We start from the raw sequence: 19,372 nt of genomic DNA on the forward strand, positions 1-19,372 counted from the left end.
AAACATTGAAAAAACGTAAAAAATTAGTTTATTTATTATCAATCTTACCTGGTCTTGGCCATTTTTATTTAGGATTAATGAGTCGAGGATTGCAGTTTATGCTGTTATTTTTCGGTACAGTATTTTTAACCCATCTAATTTCAAGCTTTGGATTTTTTATACCAGTCATCGTATTTTATAGCTACTTTGATGCACTTCAATATCATAGTAAATATCGTGAGGATATTGAATTAGTAGATGAGCCTATCTTACATCATCAATTTAAATTTAATAAGTATTTAATTGGTTGGGTATTAATTGGTTTTGGTTGTTTATCTTTATTAGAGAACACTTCTGATTATATTTCTAGACATTACAATATCTTTATCGACTATAATTTAGTACAAAATTTACTAATCAGTATTGTTTTTGTCGGTCTTGGTATTAAATTATTAACTGGAAAGTCGAAAAAAGAAGTATGAGGAATTGGAAGGTTGGCACTATAACAGCGGGAATCATTTTAATCGCAATTGGTTTACTATGGTTTTTACAAAATTTTATTTCAATTCCTTATTCGAAGCTTCTTATTAATGCATGGCCAGTTGCTTGTATTTTATTAGGAATTGAAATACTACTATTCAATTTAGTAAGAAAAGAAGAAACACTCCGTTTTCATGGATTTAGTATTTTTTTACTTATAATAATGATGGTTGTTTCATTACTATTTAGTATTGGTCATTTGTTTGTCAAAGAAATTGGTTATACATTCAAATCTAAAGATATTGAAATAAATGATTCGAAAACGATCACTTCATCAATTAATGAAGTTATTATTAACGCTAATAATAGTGAAATCAGTGTAATTGGAACTGATACTAGTTCAGTAAACGTAAATGGTAATATAAGAGTTCCGGATCGTGATAAAGAAGATAGTGAAAAAGTATCTGATTATTATTCAGTAAAAACACTTGGTGATAAACTGATTATCGAGATTCGTAATGATGACCATCAGATTTTCCACTTTAAGGATGACAGCTCCCATCTAAATATTGATTTGCCTAAAAGCATTTTAACGAATATAAATGTAAAAAATGGCTCTATCAATTTATCAAATAAAGACAATGAAACAGTCATTAATTCAAATGACGGGCAAATTAATATTGAGAATGTTACTGGTAACTTAGTTGCAAAAACTAGAAACGGTTCGATCAGCTTAACGAATGCAAATTTAAAAGGTGATAGTGAAATTGCAACGAGAGATGGTGAAATTACAATCAAAAATATGTCTGGTTATTTAAATTCCACTACAAGAGATGGAAGCATTTCGATTGAACATGCAAATATAGAAGGAACAAGTGAAATTACGACATATGACGGAGAGATTAACTTACGAGATTATAAAGGTAATGTAAACGCAAAAACAAATAATGGTGCAATTAATGTTGAGAATGCATTATTAAATGGTGAAAGTAAAATTTCTTCTGATGATGGCGAAATTCAAATCGATTTGCTAAAGGATAACAATCTAACGATCAATGCGGAAACAAATGATGGAAGTTTTAGTGGAAATATTGGATGGAAAATGAAAAATAAAGATGAAAATCATACCAATAAGGCGATGGTTGGAAGTGGCGAACATCAACTTAATTTAAAAACGAGAAATGGATCAATTTATGTAAATAAAGATTAGAAGAGTAAAAGCCCCATATATTGTATGGGGCTTTTTTTACTAAAGACGTATTAGTATTTGCTTTTTTACAAAAAAAACCTTTAAATACATTTTGTATCAAAGGTTATATCCAGCTAAGGTAAGTGTACAGATTTAATATGTCCCAGTTTTAGATAAACATTTTGTCCACTCGCAACGGAAAGTTCTATTTGATTATTATCTACTTTATTTAAAAGTCCAATTTTCATTGGATCTGTTCCACCATCAAAAATAACAAGCTTTCCAATTTCTTTTCTAAGCTGAATTTCTAAAGACCTGTGTAAAGGTGTAGTAGATGGATGTACCCCTAGTGTCTCATTTGTTAAATTATATGGCACCACTCTATGGTTATATGGAGTGATCCATTTTAAATGTGATAAAGAAATATACATTGTATGAAATACAGGTGAGTAAAATACAAGATAATCATTTAATACGTTCATAATATAACCATGAAAAGTTATATTACCAGTTACATAAATTTCTGAAAATATTCCTTTAGCATTTAGTAAAATTTTACGATATGAAATTGTCTCCATTTCTTGTGTAATGGATGGTTCATTAGGGTTATCTATTTTTTCTTTTAATTCATTGTTTTGATATACCATATGGATATGCATCCAAGGGATATAATAATATTTTATGCCGTTAAAAAGCACTAAAATATCTTGTCCTAAATCAGTAAGAATTCCTTCGAATATGACATCTCCAGATAATCTTACAGAGACTTGTTCTCCAAGCAATGTAGATACATCACTCACGTAGATCTCCTCCTAAAGGGTAATTAAATTAATGGGCAAAAAATAATTGTATCCAATAAAATAATAATATTAATGAAATAATTGTTGTTAATGGAATCACAATTATAGTGACGCTTAAATAATCCTTCCATTTTACTTTAATTTTATTTTCCTTTAAAATGTGCATCCAAATTAATGATGCTAATGTTCCAATTGGTAACAGTAGCGATCCTATATCACTACCAACTATATTAGCAAGATAGATTGCTTTTAGTGTCACTGGATCTAGTCCCATTTCAGTTAGGCTGATTGTGCCAATCATAAGGGCAGGGTGATTGTTAAAAAGATTTGACAAAACGCTTACTAATCCACCCATTGCCAAAGTGGAATTAAAAAGTCCCTGGTTAACGATTGGTTCAATTTCTTTTACAATAAAATCAGTTAGACCAACATTATGGAGTCCGTAAATAATTACATACATTGAGAATGCAAATAAAAGAATTTGCCATGGTGTCTTTTTTAAGATATCTACAGGATTTGTTCTTAAATGGTACCATCTCCATATAAGTAAAATAAGGGAACCTAGTACAGCAACAATTTCAATTGGTATTGAAATAAAGGATGCAACAAAAAGTAAACATCTCATAACAAATACAAAAGTTAAAATTTTAAGCATAAACTTTGTTCTTTTTCTTTTTGTTTCAACAGAAATTTTACTTTTTAACGGATGAAAATTTTTAATAAAAAAGGATTCTTCAATATCATTTGTTGAAGCGGGTAACACTTCTGGAAATTTACTTTTTAATACGAAATACATCATAATCGACATAAATAATAAGCCTAACATTGTAGGTACAAACATCATTAAGGGTTGCATATAAAGTGGCATGTGTACGATTTTTAAACCTATTAAATTCACGATATTACTTACGCCAATTGGAGCACTTGAAGCAGTTGCAATTAATGCACCTGATAATAGGTAGGGTATTTGTTGATGTGGTTTTAAGCGTAGATTTTTTAAAAGAATTATTAGTATAGGTGTTGTAATGAGGATGCTACCATCATTATTAAAAAGTAACGTCATTAAAAAACATAGTAATTGAATGTACCAATATAATCGATAACTAGAACCTTTGGCCAATGTAACTAGTCGAGCTGCTGACCAATGAAAGAAGCCAAAGCTCTCTAAAATAACAGCCATAACAATTGTTGCTATAATTGTAATTGAAGCTCCACCGATTTTCGTTATAATGTCATATAAATCGTGTCGGCTAACAATTCCAGTTACTAGAATGATTATAGCCCCAATTGAAGCAGGCCATGCTTCATGAATTCCTTTTGGTCTCCAGAATATGACAGCCATTGTCATAATGAAAACAAATGCTGTCATTGCAATTTCAAAATTCATTTTCATTCACCTTTCTCTAATCGGTAGTATTTTTTTGAGTCCTACTTGTCCGATTAATATACTAATATTCAATTTTACTAATCATGTACTTAGTCAATTGACCATTTTTTTTAGTTTGTATATTTGTCCACATAGTTGAAATGTCCCGAAATGACATCGTCCTATAGGTACACATGCCCCGAAAAAACTCAATTTTCCAAAAGAAAAAGGTCAGCTGCTACGCTGACCTAAATTATTTTGAAATATCATTATGAAAATTTCTTTCCATTTATATAATAACAATCTTCTTGATATGTAATAAAAGCAATTTCAAATTCAGGAATTTTCAATGTGTTAATATGTTTCTCGATTGTAGCTGCGAAACGATCTCTAGTTTCACCTCCACGTTCAAACCACTTTACTTCAATGAATGGAAAGCTTTCTACAATTTCACCATTAAAAATTGAAGTTGGATGGATACAATCAATCGTAAAATTATCAGTTCCACATTCACAAACCACTGCAAGTTCTTCGATTAAAGACTTACTAATTTTGCAAATATCATCAGTTGAAATCCCTTTAATTAATAATTGAGGCATAAATGTCCCACCTTTTTTTCTCCCATTATAACTCAAAAATTAAATTAGTTTAATTTTCTAAATTGGGTTTTACGATATTTACATGGAATATATTTATTTGGCTTCGTGAATCATACCTTGATTGCACAGTTCTTAATGAACATATTATCTTGATCATTTGGTATTCAGCGTAATTCTGTGGATGGTAAAAAACCAATAATTGGTATTGATAATCATTTTCAGTTGTGGTAATCTAAGATTAATAAAAGAAGTTTAAGAAACAAGCCATTGTTTTTCTTAGTTCTTCGTTTGTATACACATTAAAATGTGAATTGCGACCCTAGAACCCCCAAAAACCCTAAAGAAGAGAAGAACGCGCTAGGACAATAGTTTTTCTCTTCACCAAATTAATAACCCTGTTTTTTGACGCAGATTATTCTGCGTTATTTTTTTTGTGTGAAAATACAGATTATTTCGTAAAATTCTATAAAAATTATTATACTAATTTACTAATATGTAAGTTTGGAAATGTGAACAAAAAGTTAATCAAAATCTAATATTTGTCTAAAATGTGAACGTTGTGAATAAGTGAGCAATCGGATTGAACCATTGATATATATAGGTTTTTTAGAAAAAAGCATATTTTCAAATATGTCTAAAATGTGAACACTCTTTTTTTCCTTTCAAAATGGTAATTAATTGTTTGTTTTTTTAATTAAAGTATCTTACTATAACTGTGGACATTGTTTGTCATTTTGGTGACAATTTATAAAAATACTTATCTAAGAAATAATTCAAAAAAACTATTTTGAACTTTTACTTACGTTATAGGAAGGAAGAGCGAAATGAAAAAATTTCTAATGGGCATGATGATCATGCTGGTTGCATTAGTAATGGGTGCTTGTGATAAGATTGCAGTTCTTAATCCAAAGGGTCCTGTCGCTAAAACGCAAGCAGATACGATTATCTTCTCGATGTTGATGATGTTAGGAGTTTTACTAGTAGTTTACATTCTTTATATTGTTATTCTATATAAATATCGTGCTAGTAAACTTCCAAAAGATTACGAACCTCCTCATGAAGAGGGAAGTAAAACACTTGAAATTATTTGGACTGTCATCCCAATCATTATTGTTGCAGTTTTATCAGTTGTAACTGTTAAAACAACAAATGCAGTTGAAAGTGTACCAAAAGGACATGAAAATGATAAGCCACTTGTTATTTATGCAAGTTCTTCAAACTGGAAATGGCATTTCTCTTATCCTGAACAAGGAATTGAAACAGTTAACTATGTAAATATTCCAACGAATAGAAATGTTGAATTCCGACTTTATTCATTTGGTCCGATTACAAGTTTTTGGATTCCTCAATTAGGTGGACAAAAATATGCAATGAGTGACATGGTAACTAAATTAAACTTTGTTGCTTCAAATGAAGGTTCTTATATAGGTAAGAACAGTAACTTCAATGGTAAAGGCTTTGCTGGAATGGAATTTGAAGTACTAGCAATGAATAATAAGGATTTTAACGGCTGGGTTAAGGACGTTAAAGAAACAGCTCCTGCTTTAACAGAAAAAGAGTTCAATAAATTACTAAAAATTGAGCATTTAGGTAGAAAGACATATTCTTCGACTCATTTAGAATTTAGACCAGCTCCAGAAGGTAAAAATGCAGGGCATCAACATGGTTCTATGAAGGATTCATCTGATCACCATGACATGGATAATATGGAGGGGATGAAATAATGGGTTATAAATGGGATCACTTTTTTGTAACAGGTGAACCAATGATCTATGGCGCAATGGTGAGTATCGTTGTTGTATCTCTTGCTATTGTAATTGGTTTAACCAAATTTAAAAAATGGGGTTATTTATGGAAAGAATGGTTAACTACTGTTGACCATAAACGTATCGGTGTAATGTATATTCTGTGTGCATTATTAATGCTATTCCGTGGTGGAGTAGATGCGTTATTAATGAGAGCACAGTTAGCAGGACCAGATTTAAAAATATTAGATGCACAACATTATAATGAAATTTTTACAACACACGGCTTAATTATGATTCTGTTCATGGCGATGCCTTTCATTATTGGGTTAATGAACATCGTTATTCCTTTACAAATCGGAGCTCGTGACGTAGCTTTCCCTTACTTAAATGCAGTAAGTTTCTGGTTATTCTTTGCTGGTGCAATGCTTTTAAACTTAAGCTTTGTTATCGGTGGATCACCTGATGCTGGTTGGACAGCTTACTTCCCACTAGCTAGTAAGGAATTCAGCCCAGGAGTTGGGAATAACTATTACGCAATTTCGCTTCAAATTGCTGGTCTAGGTACTTTAATGACTGGTATTAACTTTATCGTTACAATTTTAAAAATGCGTGCTCCAGGCTTGAAATTAATGAAATTACCAATGTTTACTTGGAGTATTTTAATTACAAACGTTATTATCGTATTCGCATTCCCAGTATTAACTGTAGCTTTAGCATTAATGATGTTTGATCGTGAGTTTGGTACTCAATTCTTTACGATGGCACATGGTAATGACATGCTTTGGGCGAACTTATTCTGGATTTGGGGACATCCTGAAGTTTACATCGTTATTCTTCCGGCATTCGGTATATATAGTGAAATCATCGCTACTTTCTCAAGAAAGAATTTATACGGATATAAGAGCATGGTTGTCAGTATGATTGCCATCTCTGCTTTAAGTTTCCTTGTGTGGGTTCACCATTTCTATACGATGGGTCAAGGTTCTGTTGTAAATGGCTTCTTTAGTATTACAACAATGGCAATTAGTATACCAACCGGTGTTAAAATATTTAACTGGTTGTTTACATTAAGAAAAGGTAAGATCGAATTTACCGTTCCAATGCTGTACTCACTAGCGTTTATTCCGATTTTTACAATCGGTGGGGTTACAGGTGTAATGCTAGCAATGGCAAGTGCTGACTACCAATATCATAATACGATGTTCTTAGTTGCTCACTTCCATTATGTATTAATCCCAGGTACTGTATTTGCGGTAATCGCAGGATTTTACTACTGGTTCCCTAAAGTATTTGGTTTCAAATTAGATGAAAAAATTGGTAAGATTACGTTCTGGACAATTATCGTTAGCTTTAACGTAACATTCTTCCCATTATTCTTATTAGGATTAAAAGGTATGACTCGTCGTACTTATACTTATAGTGCTGAGTCAGGTTTTGGACCATTAAATATGATTGCTACAATTGGTGCTGTAGGGTTAGCAATCGGATTCTGTTTACTTGTTTACAATATTTATTACAGTGTACGTTACGCACCAAGAGAAACAACTGGTGATCCATGGAATGCAAGAACATTAGAGTGGGCTACAAGCAGTCCAATTGCTCCTTATAATTTCGCAGTAATTCCAAAAGTTGATTCTTTAGATCCATTCTGGAAAGCTAAAAAAGAAGGTAAATCATTACTTGAAGGTGAAATTACAGATATTCATATGCCAAGTAATAGCGGTATACCATTCATTTTAGGTGCAGCATTTATGGCATTTGGTTTCTTCTTAATATTTGAATGGTGGGTTCCAATGATTGTATTTGCAGTGCCAATCGCACTTTGCTTAATTGCACGTTCTTTCCAACGCGATCATGGCTTCCATATTCATAAAGAAGAGATTATTGAAACAGAGAAAAAATTACGAGGTGATCATTATGAGCAGCAGGCCTCTGTATAGTCTAGGTGAAGAAAGTTCTAATAAGATTCTTGGCTTCTGGATATTTTTAGGAGCTGAGATTGCCTTATTCGGAACATTGTTCGCAGTTTACTTCACTTTAGCGAATAACACTGGTTCAGCACCTACTCAAAAAGAATTATTTGAGATGAAAGGTGTAATGATAGAAACATTTGCCCTATTAACAAGTAGTTTTACGATTGGTTTAGTTGTGAACGCAATAAAATTAAATCACAAAAAAGCTTTTATAAGCTTCCTTGTTTTAACACTAGCTTTAGGAGCAGTCTTCTTAGGAGTAGAGATTACAGAGTTCTTTACTTACGTTCATGAAGGCGCAACAATCCAAAGTAGTGGTGCATTATCAGCATTATTCGTATTATTAGGTACTCACGGTGCCCACGTATCATTCGGTATGTTATGGGGTATTGCAATCTTAATTCAAGTTTCTCGTGAGGGAATTACAGAAACTACAGCAAACAAAACATTTATTTATTCATTATACTGGCACTTCTTAGACGTAGTATGGATCTTTATCTTTAGTTTTGTTTACGTGAAAGGACTGATTGGATGAGCGCATTATTCCCTAAGCATCAAGTGGTTGGCTTCATCCAATCACTTGTTCTAACAATCATAGCTTTAAGTGTTTACTATTTAAATTTACCGTTTAATGTATCATTTATTATTTTAATTGTAACTGCATTATTACAAGGTGGTCTTCAGTTAATTGTTTTCATGCATATGAATGAAAATGAAAATAAAGGAGTATTATATATCAATTTAGGCTACGCAGTATTTATTGCAGTAGCAATTGTTTTCGGTACTCTTTGGACATTAATTTGGGGTATGTAATAGTTAAAAGCTCTTCGACATTCGAAGAGCTTTTTAGCTGTTAAAAAACAATCTTGTCAATTAATTATCAAACTTTTGTAAAGGAGTAGAGTTGTTGATTTCCATTACAGGATGCTCGCTTTCCATGGGGCGAGACCTGAGTCTCCTCGGCCAGCCTGCGGGGTCTCAGCCTTCCCGCATATCCCATAGGAGTCGAGCATCCCTCCATTCCAATCAACTAATTCATCAAAAAAAGTTTACGATATAAACCTAATCAAATAGCCTTTACTTAGTGTAATCTAACAGAATTTTTATCAGCTTGTAAGTTAATAATGATTGAAAATCAACTTATAAACTAATCATTTAAAACATATATCTAAACTTTGCTCTAAACATTTTAAATTTCCGAAAAAGCAATAACCATAGTTTGTTGGTTAATTAAAATAGTTAAATACTTTAACATTTTAAATGTTAATAATTATAAAAAATTGAAATTGAATATAAATAATATTTCACTAAATTTTGATTTCCCTATAGACCGTTTTGTATCTGTACAACACTGAAAAGCTCTTCGACATTCGAAGAGCTTTTTTTTCGTTTTTTTAAAGGTAAATTTTGATTTTCTTACAAAACTTAAAGCAAAATTGTTTAATATAAAAATAAAAAAGAGGTAAATAAATTTAATAGCAGGTTGTCTTGTATTAAATGTAGAAGTAAGTAATAAAAAATATTCGAGTTTATACTTATGAACAATTACATTAAAACAATGGGGATAAGGTTTGAACAGGACAAAGTATTCCGCAAGAAAAGTTAATGTCATCAATTGTTCACAATGTTGTGAATAATATCTTATTTGTAAGCGTTATTTCTATTATTATATGTAATAGTTTAATATAATAATTGCATAATAATTAATCATATCTTGTTTGATAGGTAATACAAGATACATAATTATTTGGGTATTTATTTACTTTTAAGGAGGAAAAAAGTATGGAAATGAATGACAATTCTAACATTGCAAAGTGCCCGTTTAATCATGGTAGCACTACTACTCCGAAATCGGCTGGTACAGTAAATAAAGACTGGTGGCCAAACCAGTTAAATTTGAACATTCTACATCAGAATGACAGAAAATCTAACCCTATGGATGAAGAATTTAATTATGCAGAATCATTTAAAAAGTTAGACTATCAAGCGCTTAAACAGGATCTTCATAATCTAATGACAAACAGTCAAGATTGGTGGCCTGCTGATTATGGACATTATGGTCCATTCTTTATACGTATGGCTTGGCACTCAGCAGGTACATATCGTACAGGGGATGGCCGTGGTGGGGCAGGAACTGGTACACAGCGTTTTGCTCCACTTAATAGTTGGCCTGACAACGGGAATCTCGATAAAGCCCGTCGACTGCTTTGGCCGATTAAGCAAAAGTATGGTAACAAGATTTCTTGGGCTGATTTATTTATACTAACAGGCAATGTTGCTATTGAATCAATGGGCGGAAAAACATTTGGATTTGGTGGAGGACGCGAAGACGTTTGGCATCCTGAGGAAGACGTATACTGGGGTACTGAGACCGAATGGCTAGGGGATAAACGCTATACGGGTGACCGTGAGCTAGAGAATCCACTAGCTGCTGTTCAGATGGGTCTGATCTATGTTAACCCAGAAGGACCAAACGGTAAACCGGATCCTATTGCTAGTGGTCGTGACATTCGTGAAACATTTGCCCGAATGGGAATGAATGATGAAGAAACAGTTGCACTAATCGCTGGGGGACATACTTTTGGTAAAGCTCACGGCGCAGGAGATGCTGCTCATGTTGGTCCAGAACCAGAAGCAGCTCCGGTTCATTCCCAAGGGCTAGGATGGCTAAGCACTCATGGCTCTGGTAAAGGTCGTGACACGATTACTAGTGGTATTGAAGGTGCCTGGACTGCAAACCCAACAAAGTGGGACAATGGTTACTTTGATCTATTGTTTAAATATCAATGGTGGCTTACAAAGAGCCCAGCTGGTGCGTTTCAGTGGCTAGCTGTAAATCCTGAGGAGAAGGATCTTGCTCCTGATGCTGAAGATCCAAGCGTTCGTGTTCCAACAATGATGACTACAGCTGATATGGCTTTGCGTTTTGATCCTGAATACGAAAAGATATCGCGTCGTTTCCATGAAAATCCAGAAGATTTTGCTGATGCTTTTGCACGTGCGTGGTTTAAACTAACGCACAGAGATATGGGGCCTCGTTCAAGATATTTAGGTCCAGAAGTCCCAGAAGAAGTTTTAATTTGGCAAGATCCTATACCTGCCTCAGAATATGAAATAACTGATGCAGAAGTTGAAAAAATCAAATTAATGATTCTAGATACAGAACTTACAATTAGCGAGTTAGTAAATACTGCTTGGGCCTCAGCAAGTACATTCCGTGGCTCAGATATGCGTGGCGGTGCGAATGGAGCTCGAATTCGACTATCTCCACAGAAGGATTGGGAAGTAAATCAGCCTGAACAACTTTCAAAAGTACTTAATGTATTAGAGAGCGTTCAAAACCATCTGCATAAGAAAGTCAGCATGGCCGACTTAATTGTACTTGGTGGTAGTGCTGCAGTAGAAAAAGCTGCACAAGATGCAGGTTTTGATGTAAAAGTTCCTTTTACTCCAGGACGTGGCGATGCAACCCAAGAGCAAACGGATTTAGAAAGCTTTGCAGTGCTAGAGCCGATTGCTGATGGATTCCGTAACTATCAAAAGAAACAATATAGTGTAAATTCAGCAGAGCTATTAGTAGATAAGGCACAATTGTTAGGCCTAACTGCTCCAGAAATGACTGCACTTATAGGCGGTATGCGCGTACTAGGTACAAACTATGATGGCACTCAACATGGAGTATTTACTGAACAAGTCGGTACACTTACTAATGATTTCTTTGTAAACTTGCTAGACATGGGAATTGCGTGGACACCAGTAGACGGAGACGTATTTGAAGGACGTGATCGCAAGACGGGTGAGAAAGTACGTACAGCTACTAGTGTTGATTTAGTGTTTGGTTCAAACTCAGTGTTGCGAGCAATAGTAGAAGTGTATGCTCAAGATGATAACAAAGAGAAGTTTGTACGTGACTTTATAGCTGCATGGGTTAAGGTCATGAATGCAGACCGCTACGACCTCGGTTGAGGAAATATACAATCTATATGAAAATAGTATGAGGTAAATAAAAATCCTTCCTGATCAATCAGGGAGGATTTTTTCGGTATGCCCAAGCAGATTGTATGGATCAATCTAAACTTAAGTTTTTGTATATTGTCTACAAACAAAAGGCAGTCATATAGACAGCCTTTTGGAGTGTAAATTTAAATGAGTTTAAAGGAGCTTTTTGGAAAATACTCCTACTTAAGCTGATTTTTTTCGATCATTTGGCAGCATAAAAGCTACTAAACCTAATAGTGGTAAGAAGCTACATAAATTCATTACGAAATTTAAGCTAGTTGCATCGGCAATTACACCTAATAATACTGCTCCTAAAGCACCCATTCCAAATGCTAAACCAACTATTAATCCACTTACTAAACCAACTTTTCCAGGGACGAGTTCTTGAGCGTAAACAACAATTACACTAAAAGAACTTGAACTAATGATCCCAATTAAAAATAATATTGGAATAACTGCTAGCAAAGAGATATGAGGTAAAAGTAAGGCTAATGGGAATGTACCAACTAATGAAAATAAAATCATATTCCGTTTACCGAAACGATCAGCTAACGTTCCACCTATGAAAGTACCTATTACGCCTGCAATCATAAAGATAAATAAATATAATTGTGTGCTTTTAATTGATAAGCCATAACTTTTAATTAAGTAAAACTGATAATAATTACCTATGCCTGCTGAGTACCACGAACGTGCAAATGTAATAAATACTAGTAGTATAATAGCGAATTTTACAGCTGATGTAATTTTGATATTTTCACTTGAAGACTGAGCTTTACTTTTTAATTTAAAAGGGTTTTCTTTTAGTTTATTTCGATACCATGTGGATACGTAAATTAAGACACAAATCCCAATGGCAGCTAGAATCGTAAACCATGCAGCACCTTTTTGTCCTAATGGTACGAAAATTAGTGCTGTAAAGATTGGCGCCAGTGAGTTCCCTGTATTTCCGCCTACCTGGTAAATCGCTTGCGAGAGTCCTCTTTTTGAACCTGACGCTAAAAAGGCTACTTTTGAGCCCTCTGGGTGGAAGATGGCAGAACCTATACCAATTAATAGAACTGATAATAATACAATAATTAAATTAGGTGCAAATGCTAAGCAAAGCATTCCGAGTAGACTGGACGCCATACCAATCGGTAGGAGAAATGGTGAAGGCTTTTTGTCAGAAAAAATCCCAAAAACGGGTTGCATTACAGAGGAAGTCATATTTAGCGCAAAGGCTATGAATCCAATTTCTGTATAAGTTAAATTCATCGTCTTTTCTAAAATTGGAAATATGGCTGGTACAACTGCTTGCATAGAATCATTTAATAAATGGCCTAAACTGATTGCAAATAAAATTTGATACATTGTTGACTGATTAATAACCTTTGAATTAACTGCTGGTTGCATAATAGCCTCCTTTCTAATTGACTTATCTATCATAAACCAATCTTCGGAAAATTTACACAATTTTGCTTCATACACATTTCAATAAACTTTATGCTCATTTATAATATAAGAAATGGTTAAAATTGCATTTAATAAGTAGCTATGAATTTTTTAAAATGATAATGGATTATTCAGTAGGGAGTGTAGAATGGACAAGTATTCAACTGAGTTAATGAGATTTTTTAAAGAACATAAAAATAATAATAATCGACCTGCAATGGAAGCTTATATGAAAAATAGATTTACATTTTTAGGAATTAAAGCACCAGAACGAAATGCACTTTTGAGACAGTATCAAAAGAGTAATGGTGAACCACCGAATTTAGAATCAATAATCGATATTTGGAGCTTAGAGGAAAGAGAATTTCAATATATTGCATTAACATATTTAGATCGGCAGTATAAAAAAGCAGAGCCCGATCGAATTAAATTATATGAACAACTAGTAGTCGAAAAGTCTTGGTGGGATACTGTTGATACAATAGCTGGGCGATTAATTAGTTATCACTTTTTAATCTATCCTGCATTAATTGATGAGTACGCTAATAAGTGGATCTCTTCGGATAATATGTGGCTGAATAGAGTCGCGATATTATTTCAAATGAAATTTAAGGAAAAAACCGATCAGGAGCGTTTATTTCATTATTGCCGTCTACTCAAAGAAAGCAAAGAATTTTTCATTCAAAAAGCAATAGGCTGGGCGTTGAGAGAGTATTCCTATATCAATCCTAAAGAGGTTGAATTATTTATCAATCAAACTAATTTGTCACCTTTAAGCAAAAGGGAGGGATTAAAATATATTGATAAATTGAAGTGTTAAATATGTCGATTTTCCGGGAAATAACCGATATATTTTACTAATTTAAGTAAGTTGAGACATTAGTATGAAAAGGTTATAATAGGTGCATTATTGTTTTTTTAAACCATCCAGACTGCCCACCAAACGCTTGCAATCAGTCTGGAATCAAATTTTTTATTATTTGTTTACACACTGTATTGTTGCTTTAAAACACTCCTCTTTTATCTAGTCGAATTATATTTTAAATTTGAGTGATGTGACTTGTACGAAATAACTAAATGAAAAAAGTTCAAAGGAGATTTAGTGTTTATGAAATCTACTTTTACTAATATTATAAAATTTTGTCTTTGTTTTAGCTTAATTAGTAGCTTCTTTATTCAAAAAACTGTACACGCAGACGAAATAAACCTATTTAGTGATAAGGCAATTTCAATATTGGCTGATAGTGGCGAAGTAATTTATAGTAAGAACGCAAATAAAGTTGATTTCCCAGCTAGCACAACGAAAATAATGACCGCAATGGTGATGATGGATTATTTAAAAGAGAATGATAAAATTCAAATGACAAAAAGAAGTATCCAAGAAGAAAAAAGTAATTCCCAAATTCTTTTTTCTGAAGGAGAGGTTTTAGATCGAAATACAGCATTAAAAACAATGATGATTTTAAGTGCCAATGATTTAGCATATGCTATTGGTGAAAGAGTTGGCGGAAATATGGACAACTTTGTAAAAATGATGAATGAAAAAGCTAAAATGATTGGTGCATATCATACAAATTTCATGAATCCAAATGGTCTTCACAATGTAAATCATTATACAACTGCACATGACTTAGCTTTAATTACAAAGGAAGCTTTAAAATACCCATTAATTATTAAAGCAATGGGTACAAAAGATGCTCGTATTAGTACATCTAAGCAAAAGAATGTATATATTTTTAATCGTGGAAAAATGTTTAAAAATCCTTACTTTTATGCGGGGAAAACCGGATATACTGATTCTGCTAGGAATACTTTAATTGAAATAGATAAAAAAGACGGCCAAATGATTATTAATATTTTATTACGCTCATCAAAACCACAGTATCTACAAGATATTAAGTTATTAGATTCCTATGCATTTTCAAGAATCCATAAAAAAACTCTTATAAAACAAAGTGATTGGCAGAGAGAATTAAAAATTAGAAATGATCTAATTCAAACAAAAATACCAAATGATTTATCTTTTTTAACTGCACTAGGCACGAATACAAATTACGATATAAAAATAAAACCTTTAAGTGCAATAGATAAGTCATACAAGGAAAATGGAATTTCTAAAAATCAAAAACTTGGTAGAGTTGAAGTATGGACCAAAAACGAGGAACTTTTCAGTACTGAGTTATTAGCTGCTAAATCATATGACCGACCGACCATCCTTTCTATGAGTACATTTATCATTGCAGGATCGGTAATTTTACTTTTGCTGTTAATATTTTTTATTACAAAACCAAAAAGGAAAAGAGAATATATGTAAATTAAAAAGGCGAATCGTATTGTTTACGTTTCGCCTTTTATTCATTAAAGTAAGATTAGTTTTAAAATTTGATAGAAAATTGCAGCTACTGTTGCTGAAATTGGGATTGTAATAATCCATGTTATTACCATACGTTGAGCAGTACCCCAGTTTACATCTTTAACACGTTGGGCAGAACCTACCCCCATAATAGAAGAAGAAATTACGTGAGTTGTACTTACTGGTAAGTGTAAAGCAGTAAATGTGAAAATAATCGCTGCTGATGATAAGTCAGCTGCTGCACCATTAATCGGGCGAATTTTCATGATTTTTCCACCAACAGTTTTAATAATTTTCCAACCACCAACTGATGTACCAATAGCCATTGCCATAGCACAACCGATACGTACCCATAAAGGAACATCTGCACCAGCTGGTTCAATTTTAGCGGCAATTAAAGCGATCATGATAATTCCCATTGCTTTTTGTGCATCATTTGTACCGTGAGTAAATGACTGTAAAGAAGCAGTGAAAATTTGGACTAATCTAAAGCCTTTATTAGTTTTAGAAAGGTTAGAACGTCGGAAAATAGTTGCTAAAATTGTCATAACGATAAAACCAAGTGTAATTGCAATAACAGGGGAAATTAATAAAGCTTCGATAATTTTAATAAAACCTTCCGCCTCTAAAACGTCAAATCCTTTTGCAGAGACAGCAGCACCAGCTATTGCACCAATGATTGCATGTGAAGAACTACTTGGAATTCCAAAATACCAAGTTAATAAGTTCCAAAATATACCGCCTAATAAAGCTGCAATTACGACAACTAGTCCATTTGAACCTTCAATCGTAATCGGATCAACGATACCAGTTGTAATCGTTTTTGCAACACCTGTAAATGTAATCGCACCAATGAAATTCATTAGAGCTGCTATTAAAATAGCTGTACGTGGTTTCAATGCTTTTGTTGAAACTGACGTTGCAATTGCATTTGCAGTATCATGAAATCCATTAATAAAATCAAACAAAAATGCAAAAATCACGATTAAAATCGTAAGTAAAAATAAATGCTCCATTTTATGACTCCTTACGCATTTCGCATGATAATTTGCTCAAGTGTGTTTGCTACATCCTGCGCACTATCAGCTACAGATTCTAGATTTTCGTAGATTTCTTTATACTGAATAATTTTAATTGGATCTTTCTCATTCATAAATAATTGCTTAATTGATGTACGTAAAAGCTCATCACACTGAGACTCATAATCCTTAATTTTAATTGCATGAACACGGATCTCTAATAATTTTTTATTTGAAAGTAATTTAACTGCAAGTAAAATTTCTTCAACAGCTTTTTGAAGAATATCAACGAATTTAACCATATATTCATCAGCAGATGTAATTGAATACATTTCAAATCGTGCTGAACAATGTTCAAATCCATCTAATACATCATCCATTTTCATTGCAAGTTGTAAAATATCTTCTCGCTCAATTGGAGTAATAAAAGTTTTGTTTAATTCAACGATTAAAGAGTGAATAAACTTATCACCTTTTGTTTCATATTCTTTCATTTCTTCTTGAAACTTCTTTAAGTCGCTTGCATTCTTTATTTTAAAATCAACGTAATAATTTGATGATACGTGCAAGTTCTCAGCGATACCTAAAAGCTTTTCAAAGAATACATCCTTTTTTTGTCCAAAAAACATTATGATTCCTCCAACTAAAACATATAATTTATTATCACCTTCACATTTGTCAGTTAATTTTAATATGTCAGAAACTATGTAAAAATGTCGAAAAAAGTAAAGGCCACGTTAATAATAATAATTGGTTTTTGAAATTAATCAATTAAAAACATATAATTAATTTACAAATTTACAATATCTTTACATTCCCTTAACAAAGTTAATATTTCGATTTCTACACTAGTTAATATTATTGATAGTATTCACAGAATTGTTGACTTTATGTGAGATTTTAATTTAGCATTAGATTATACGTTTAAACTATTGGACTAAAAAGGGTGTGATGATTCTGGAAAGTACATATAAAGCATCTGAAATTACACAATTAGTAGCTATGCAAAAAGCATTTTTTCAGACTGGTTCAACTAAAACTTCAAATTTTCGAATTGAACAATTAAAAAAATTATATAAATCAATAGTAGAAAATGAGGATGAAATAAAAATAGCCTTAAAAAAGGATTTAAATAAGTCAGATTTTGAAGCCTATATGACTGAAATAGGATTTACATTAAAAGAAATATCGGAAGCAATTAAACAGATTAAAAAATGGATGAAGCCTAAAAAAGTAAAAACTCCGATTACGCATATTGGTACAAAAGGATATATTTACAGAGAACCGTATGGAGTAACATTAATTATCTCCCCTTGGAATTATCCTTTTCAATTAACGATGGCTCCATTAATTGGTGCAATAATTGGGGGAAATACTGCTATTATTAAACCATCGGAATTAACACCAAATACATCGATCATTATTAATAAAATAATTAAAGAAAATTTTGATAAAGAATATATCGCTGTAGTTGATGGTGGAATTGAAGAAAGCACAATATTATTACAACAAAAATTTGATTTTATCTTTTTTACTGGCAGTGTTCAAGTTGGAAAAATTGTGATGGAAGCAGCAAGTAAAAATTTAACGCCATTAATACTTGAATTAGGTGGGAAAAGCCCAACAATTGTACATAGCGATTCGAATATACAACTAGCCGCGAAAAGAATTGTTTGGGGGAAATTTACGAATGCAGGACAGACTTGTATTGCTCCAGATTATATTTATGTCCATAAATCAGTAAAAAAGGTTTTTATTGATGCATTAAAGAATGAAATTGTTCAATTTTATAGTAATAAACCTTTACTAAATAATGATTATACAAAGATTATAAGTGAACGCCATTTTAATCGTTTGGTGGGCTTTTTGAATAATGGTGAAATCCTACATGGAGGGGAGTTCGATCAATCTTCTTATAAAATCGAACCAACTTTAATTTCTAATCTATCTTGGGATTCACCAATTATGTCTGAAGAAATATTCGGTCCAATTTTACCAATTCTTACCTATGAAAATATAGATGAAGTAATAAATGAAATTAATCAACACCCTAAGCCATTAGCACTTTACGTTTTTACAGAAAGTAAACAGTTAGCTAATAAGGTAATTGAGAGAGTTCCATTTGGTGGTGGATGTGTAAACGATACGCTTTATCATATGGCAAATCCACATTTACCTTTCGGTGGGGTAGGAGAAAGTGGTTCAGGAAATTATCATGGGGAGTACAGTTTTGCTGCTTTTACACATGAAAAAAGTGTCCTTTTACAAACTACTAAAATTGACTTGAAAATTAGATATCATACTACAAAAAACGCTTTACGGTTTATTCGTAAATTGTTAAAATAAAGGTTAATTGTAACTTAGTTTCTTAGCTCCTTGACAAAAGGGGCTTTTTATATGTTGAAAATAAATTATTCATTTTTACATAATAAT

16 protein-coding genes are annotated in these 19,372 nt (G+C 32.5%); 10 read left to right on the plus strand and 6 right to left on the minus strand.

Annotated elements, in window-relative coordinates:
- Positions 1–5 precede the first annotated feature (5 nt).
- Positions 6–461 carry a hypothetical protein gene (locus tag BED47_RS21945; RefSeq protein ID WP_069035461.1) on the plus strand — a complete coding sequence of 152 codons (456 nt, stop codon included), beginning with the start codon at positions 6–8 and terminating at the stop codon, positions 459–461.
- A complete protein-coding gene (locus BED47_RS21950) occupies positions 458–1,669 on the plus strand; it encodes a DUF4097 family beta strand repeat-containing protein (RefSeq protein WP_069035462.1) in 1,212 nt (403 codons plus the stop codon). Before BED47_RS21945 ends, BED47_RS21950 begins: the two co-directional genes overlap by 4 nt.
- A gap of 113 nt (positions 1,670–1,782) precedes the next feature.
- Here the strand turns inward: BED47_RS21950 and BED47_RS21955 are convergent, their stop codons facing one another.
- The 3 genes from BED47_RS21955 to BED47_RS21965 all read right to left on the minus strand — a co-directional run bounded on the left by BED47_RS21955 (position 1,783) and on the right by BED47_RS21965 (position 4,413).
- On the minus strand, positions 1,783–2,448 hold the full coding sequence (locus BED47_RS21955) for a DUF2642 domain-containing protein (RefSeq protein ID WP_069035463.1): 666 nt from the start codon (positions 2,446–2,448) through the stop codon (positions 1,783–1,785).
- Positions 2,449–2,476: 28 nt separating this feature from the next.
- The gene (locus tag BED47_RS21960; RefSeq protein WP_069035464.1) at positions 2,477–3,835 is read right to left on the minus strand and encodes an arsenic transporter; all 1,359 of its coding nucleotides are present in this window, start codon (positions 3,833–3,835) and stop codon (positions 2,477–2,479) included.
- A gap of 248 nt (positions 3,836–4,083) precedes the next feature.
- Positions 4,084–4,413, minus strand: coding sequence for a DUF1904 family protein (locus tag BED47_RS21965; protein ID WP_069035465.1), 330 nt, complete (start codon positions 4,411–4,413; stop codon positions 4,084–4,086).
- A gap of 824 nt (positions 4,414–5,237) precedes the next feature.
- On the opposite strand from BED47_RS21965, the gene qoxA reads away from it, so the two are divergent.
- The 5 genes from qoxA to katG all read left to right on the plus strand — a co-directional run bounded on the left by qoxA (position 5,238) and on the right by katG (position 12,100).
- Positions 5,238–6,137: a cytochrome aa3 quinol oxidase subunit II gene (gene qoxA / locus BED47_RS21970; RefSeq protein WP_069035466.1), complete on the plus strand. Its 900-nt coding sequence runs from the start codon at positions 5,238–5,240 to the stop codon at positions 6,135–6,137.
- Entirely contained in the window at positions 6,137–8,101 is a 1,965-nt protein-coding gene (gene qoxB, locus BED47_RS21975) for a cytochrome aa3 quinol oxidase subunit I (protein ID WP_069035467.1), read from the plus strand. Before qoxA ends, qoxB begins: the two co-directional genes overlap by 1 nt.
- Positions 8,070–8,669, plus strand: coding sequence for a cytochrome c oxidase subunit 3 (locus tag BED47_RS21980; protein WP_056474257.1), 600 nt, complete (start codon positions 8,070–8,072; stop codon positions 8,667–8,669). The genes qoxB and BED47_RS21980 overlap by 32 nt, the downstream gene beginning before the upstream one ends.
- Positions 8,666–8,947, plus strand: a complete 282-nt coding sequence (qoxD, locus tag BED47_RS21985) for a cytochrome aa3 quinol oxidase subunit IV (protein ID WP_069035468.1) — start codon at positions 8,666–8,668, stop codon at positions 8,945–8,947. The genes BED47_RS21980 and qoxD overlap by 4 nt, the downstream gene beginning before the upstream one ends.
- Before the next feature lie 969 nt (positions 8,948–9,916).
- Positions 9,917–12,100 (plus strand): catalase/peroxidase HPI, encoded by a 2,184-nt coding sequence (katG, locus tag BED47_RS21990; RefSeq protein WP_069035469.1) that lies wholly within the window; start codon positions 9,917–9,919, stop codon positions 12,098–12,100.
- 216 nt (positions 12,101–12,316) lie between these two features.
- Here katG and BED47_RS21995 read toward each other — a convergent pair whose 3' ends face one another.
- The gene (locus BED47_RS21995; protein WP_069035470.1) at positions 12,317–13,528 is read right to left on the minus strand and encodes an MFS transporter; all 1,212 of its coding nucleotides are present in this window, start codon (positions 13,526–13,528) and stop codon (positions 12,317–12,319) included.
- Between the two features lie 187 nt (positions 13,529–13,715).
- On the opposite strand from BED47_RS21995, the gene BED47_RS22000 reads away from it, so the two are divergent.
- Positions 13,716–14,387, plus strand: a complete 672-nt coding sequence (locus BED47_RS22000; protein WP_069035471.1) for a DNA alkylation repair protein — start codon at positions 13,716–13,718, stop codon at positions 14,385–14,387.
- 288 nt (positions 14,388–14,675) lie between these two features.
- A complete protein-coding gene (locus tag BED47_RS22005) occupies positions 14,676–15,881 on the plus strand; it encodes a D-alanyl-D-alanine carboxypeptidase family protein (protein WP_069035472.1) in 1,206 nt (401 codons plus the stop codon).
- Between the two features lie 44 nt (positions 15,882–15,925).
- On the opposite strand, the gene BED47_RS22010 is transcribed toward BED47_RS22005, so the two are convergent.
- Both BED47_RS22010 and BED47_RS22015 read right to left on the minus strand, forming a co-directional pair.
- Entirely contained in the window at positions 15,926–16,936 is a 1,011-nt protein-coding gene (locus tag BED47_RS22010) for an inorganic phosphate transporter (RefSeq protein ID WP_069035473.1), read from the minus strand.
- 11 nt (positions 16,937–16,947) lie between these two features.
- Positions 16,948–17,568 (minus strand): DUF47 domain-containing protein, encoded by a 621-nt coding sequence (locus BED47_RS22015; protein ID WP_069035474.1) that lies wholly within the window; start codon positions 17,566–17,568, stop codon positions 16,948–16,950.
- Between the two features lie 322 nt (positions 17,569–17,890).
- Here BED47_RS22015 and BED47_RS22020 point away from each other — a divergent pair, with 322 nt between their 5' ends.
- Positions 17,891–19,285, plus strand: coding sequence for an aldehyde dehydrogenase (locus tag BED47_RS22020; protein WP_069035475.1), 1,395 nt, complete (start codon positions 17,891–17,893; stop codon positions 19,283–19,285).
- The last annotated feature ends 87 nt before the right edge of the window (positions 19,286–19,372 follow it).

The sequence above is a fragment of the Gottfriedia luciferensis genome (assembly GCF_001712755.1).
In the GTDB taxonomy this organism is placed as follows: Bacteria; Bacillota; Bacilli; order Bacillales; family Bacillaceae_G; genus Gottfriedia; species Gottfriedia luciferensis_B.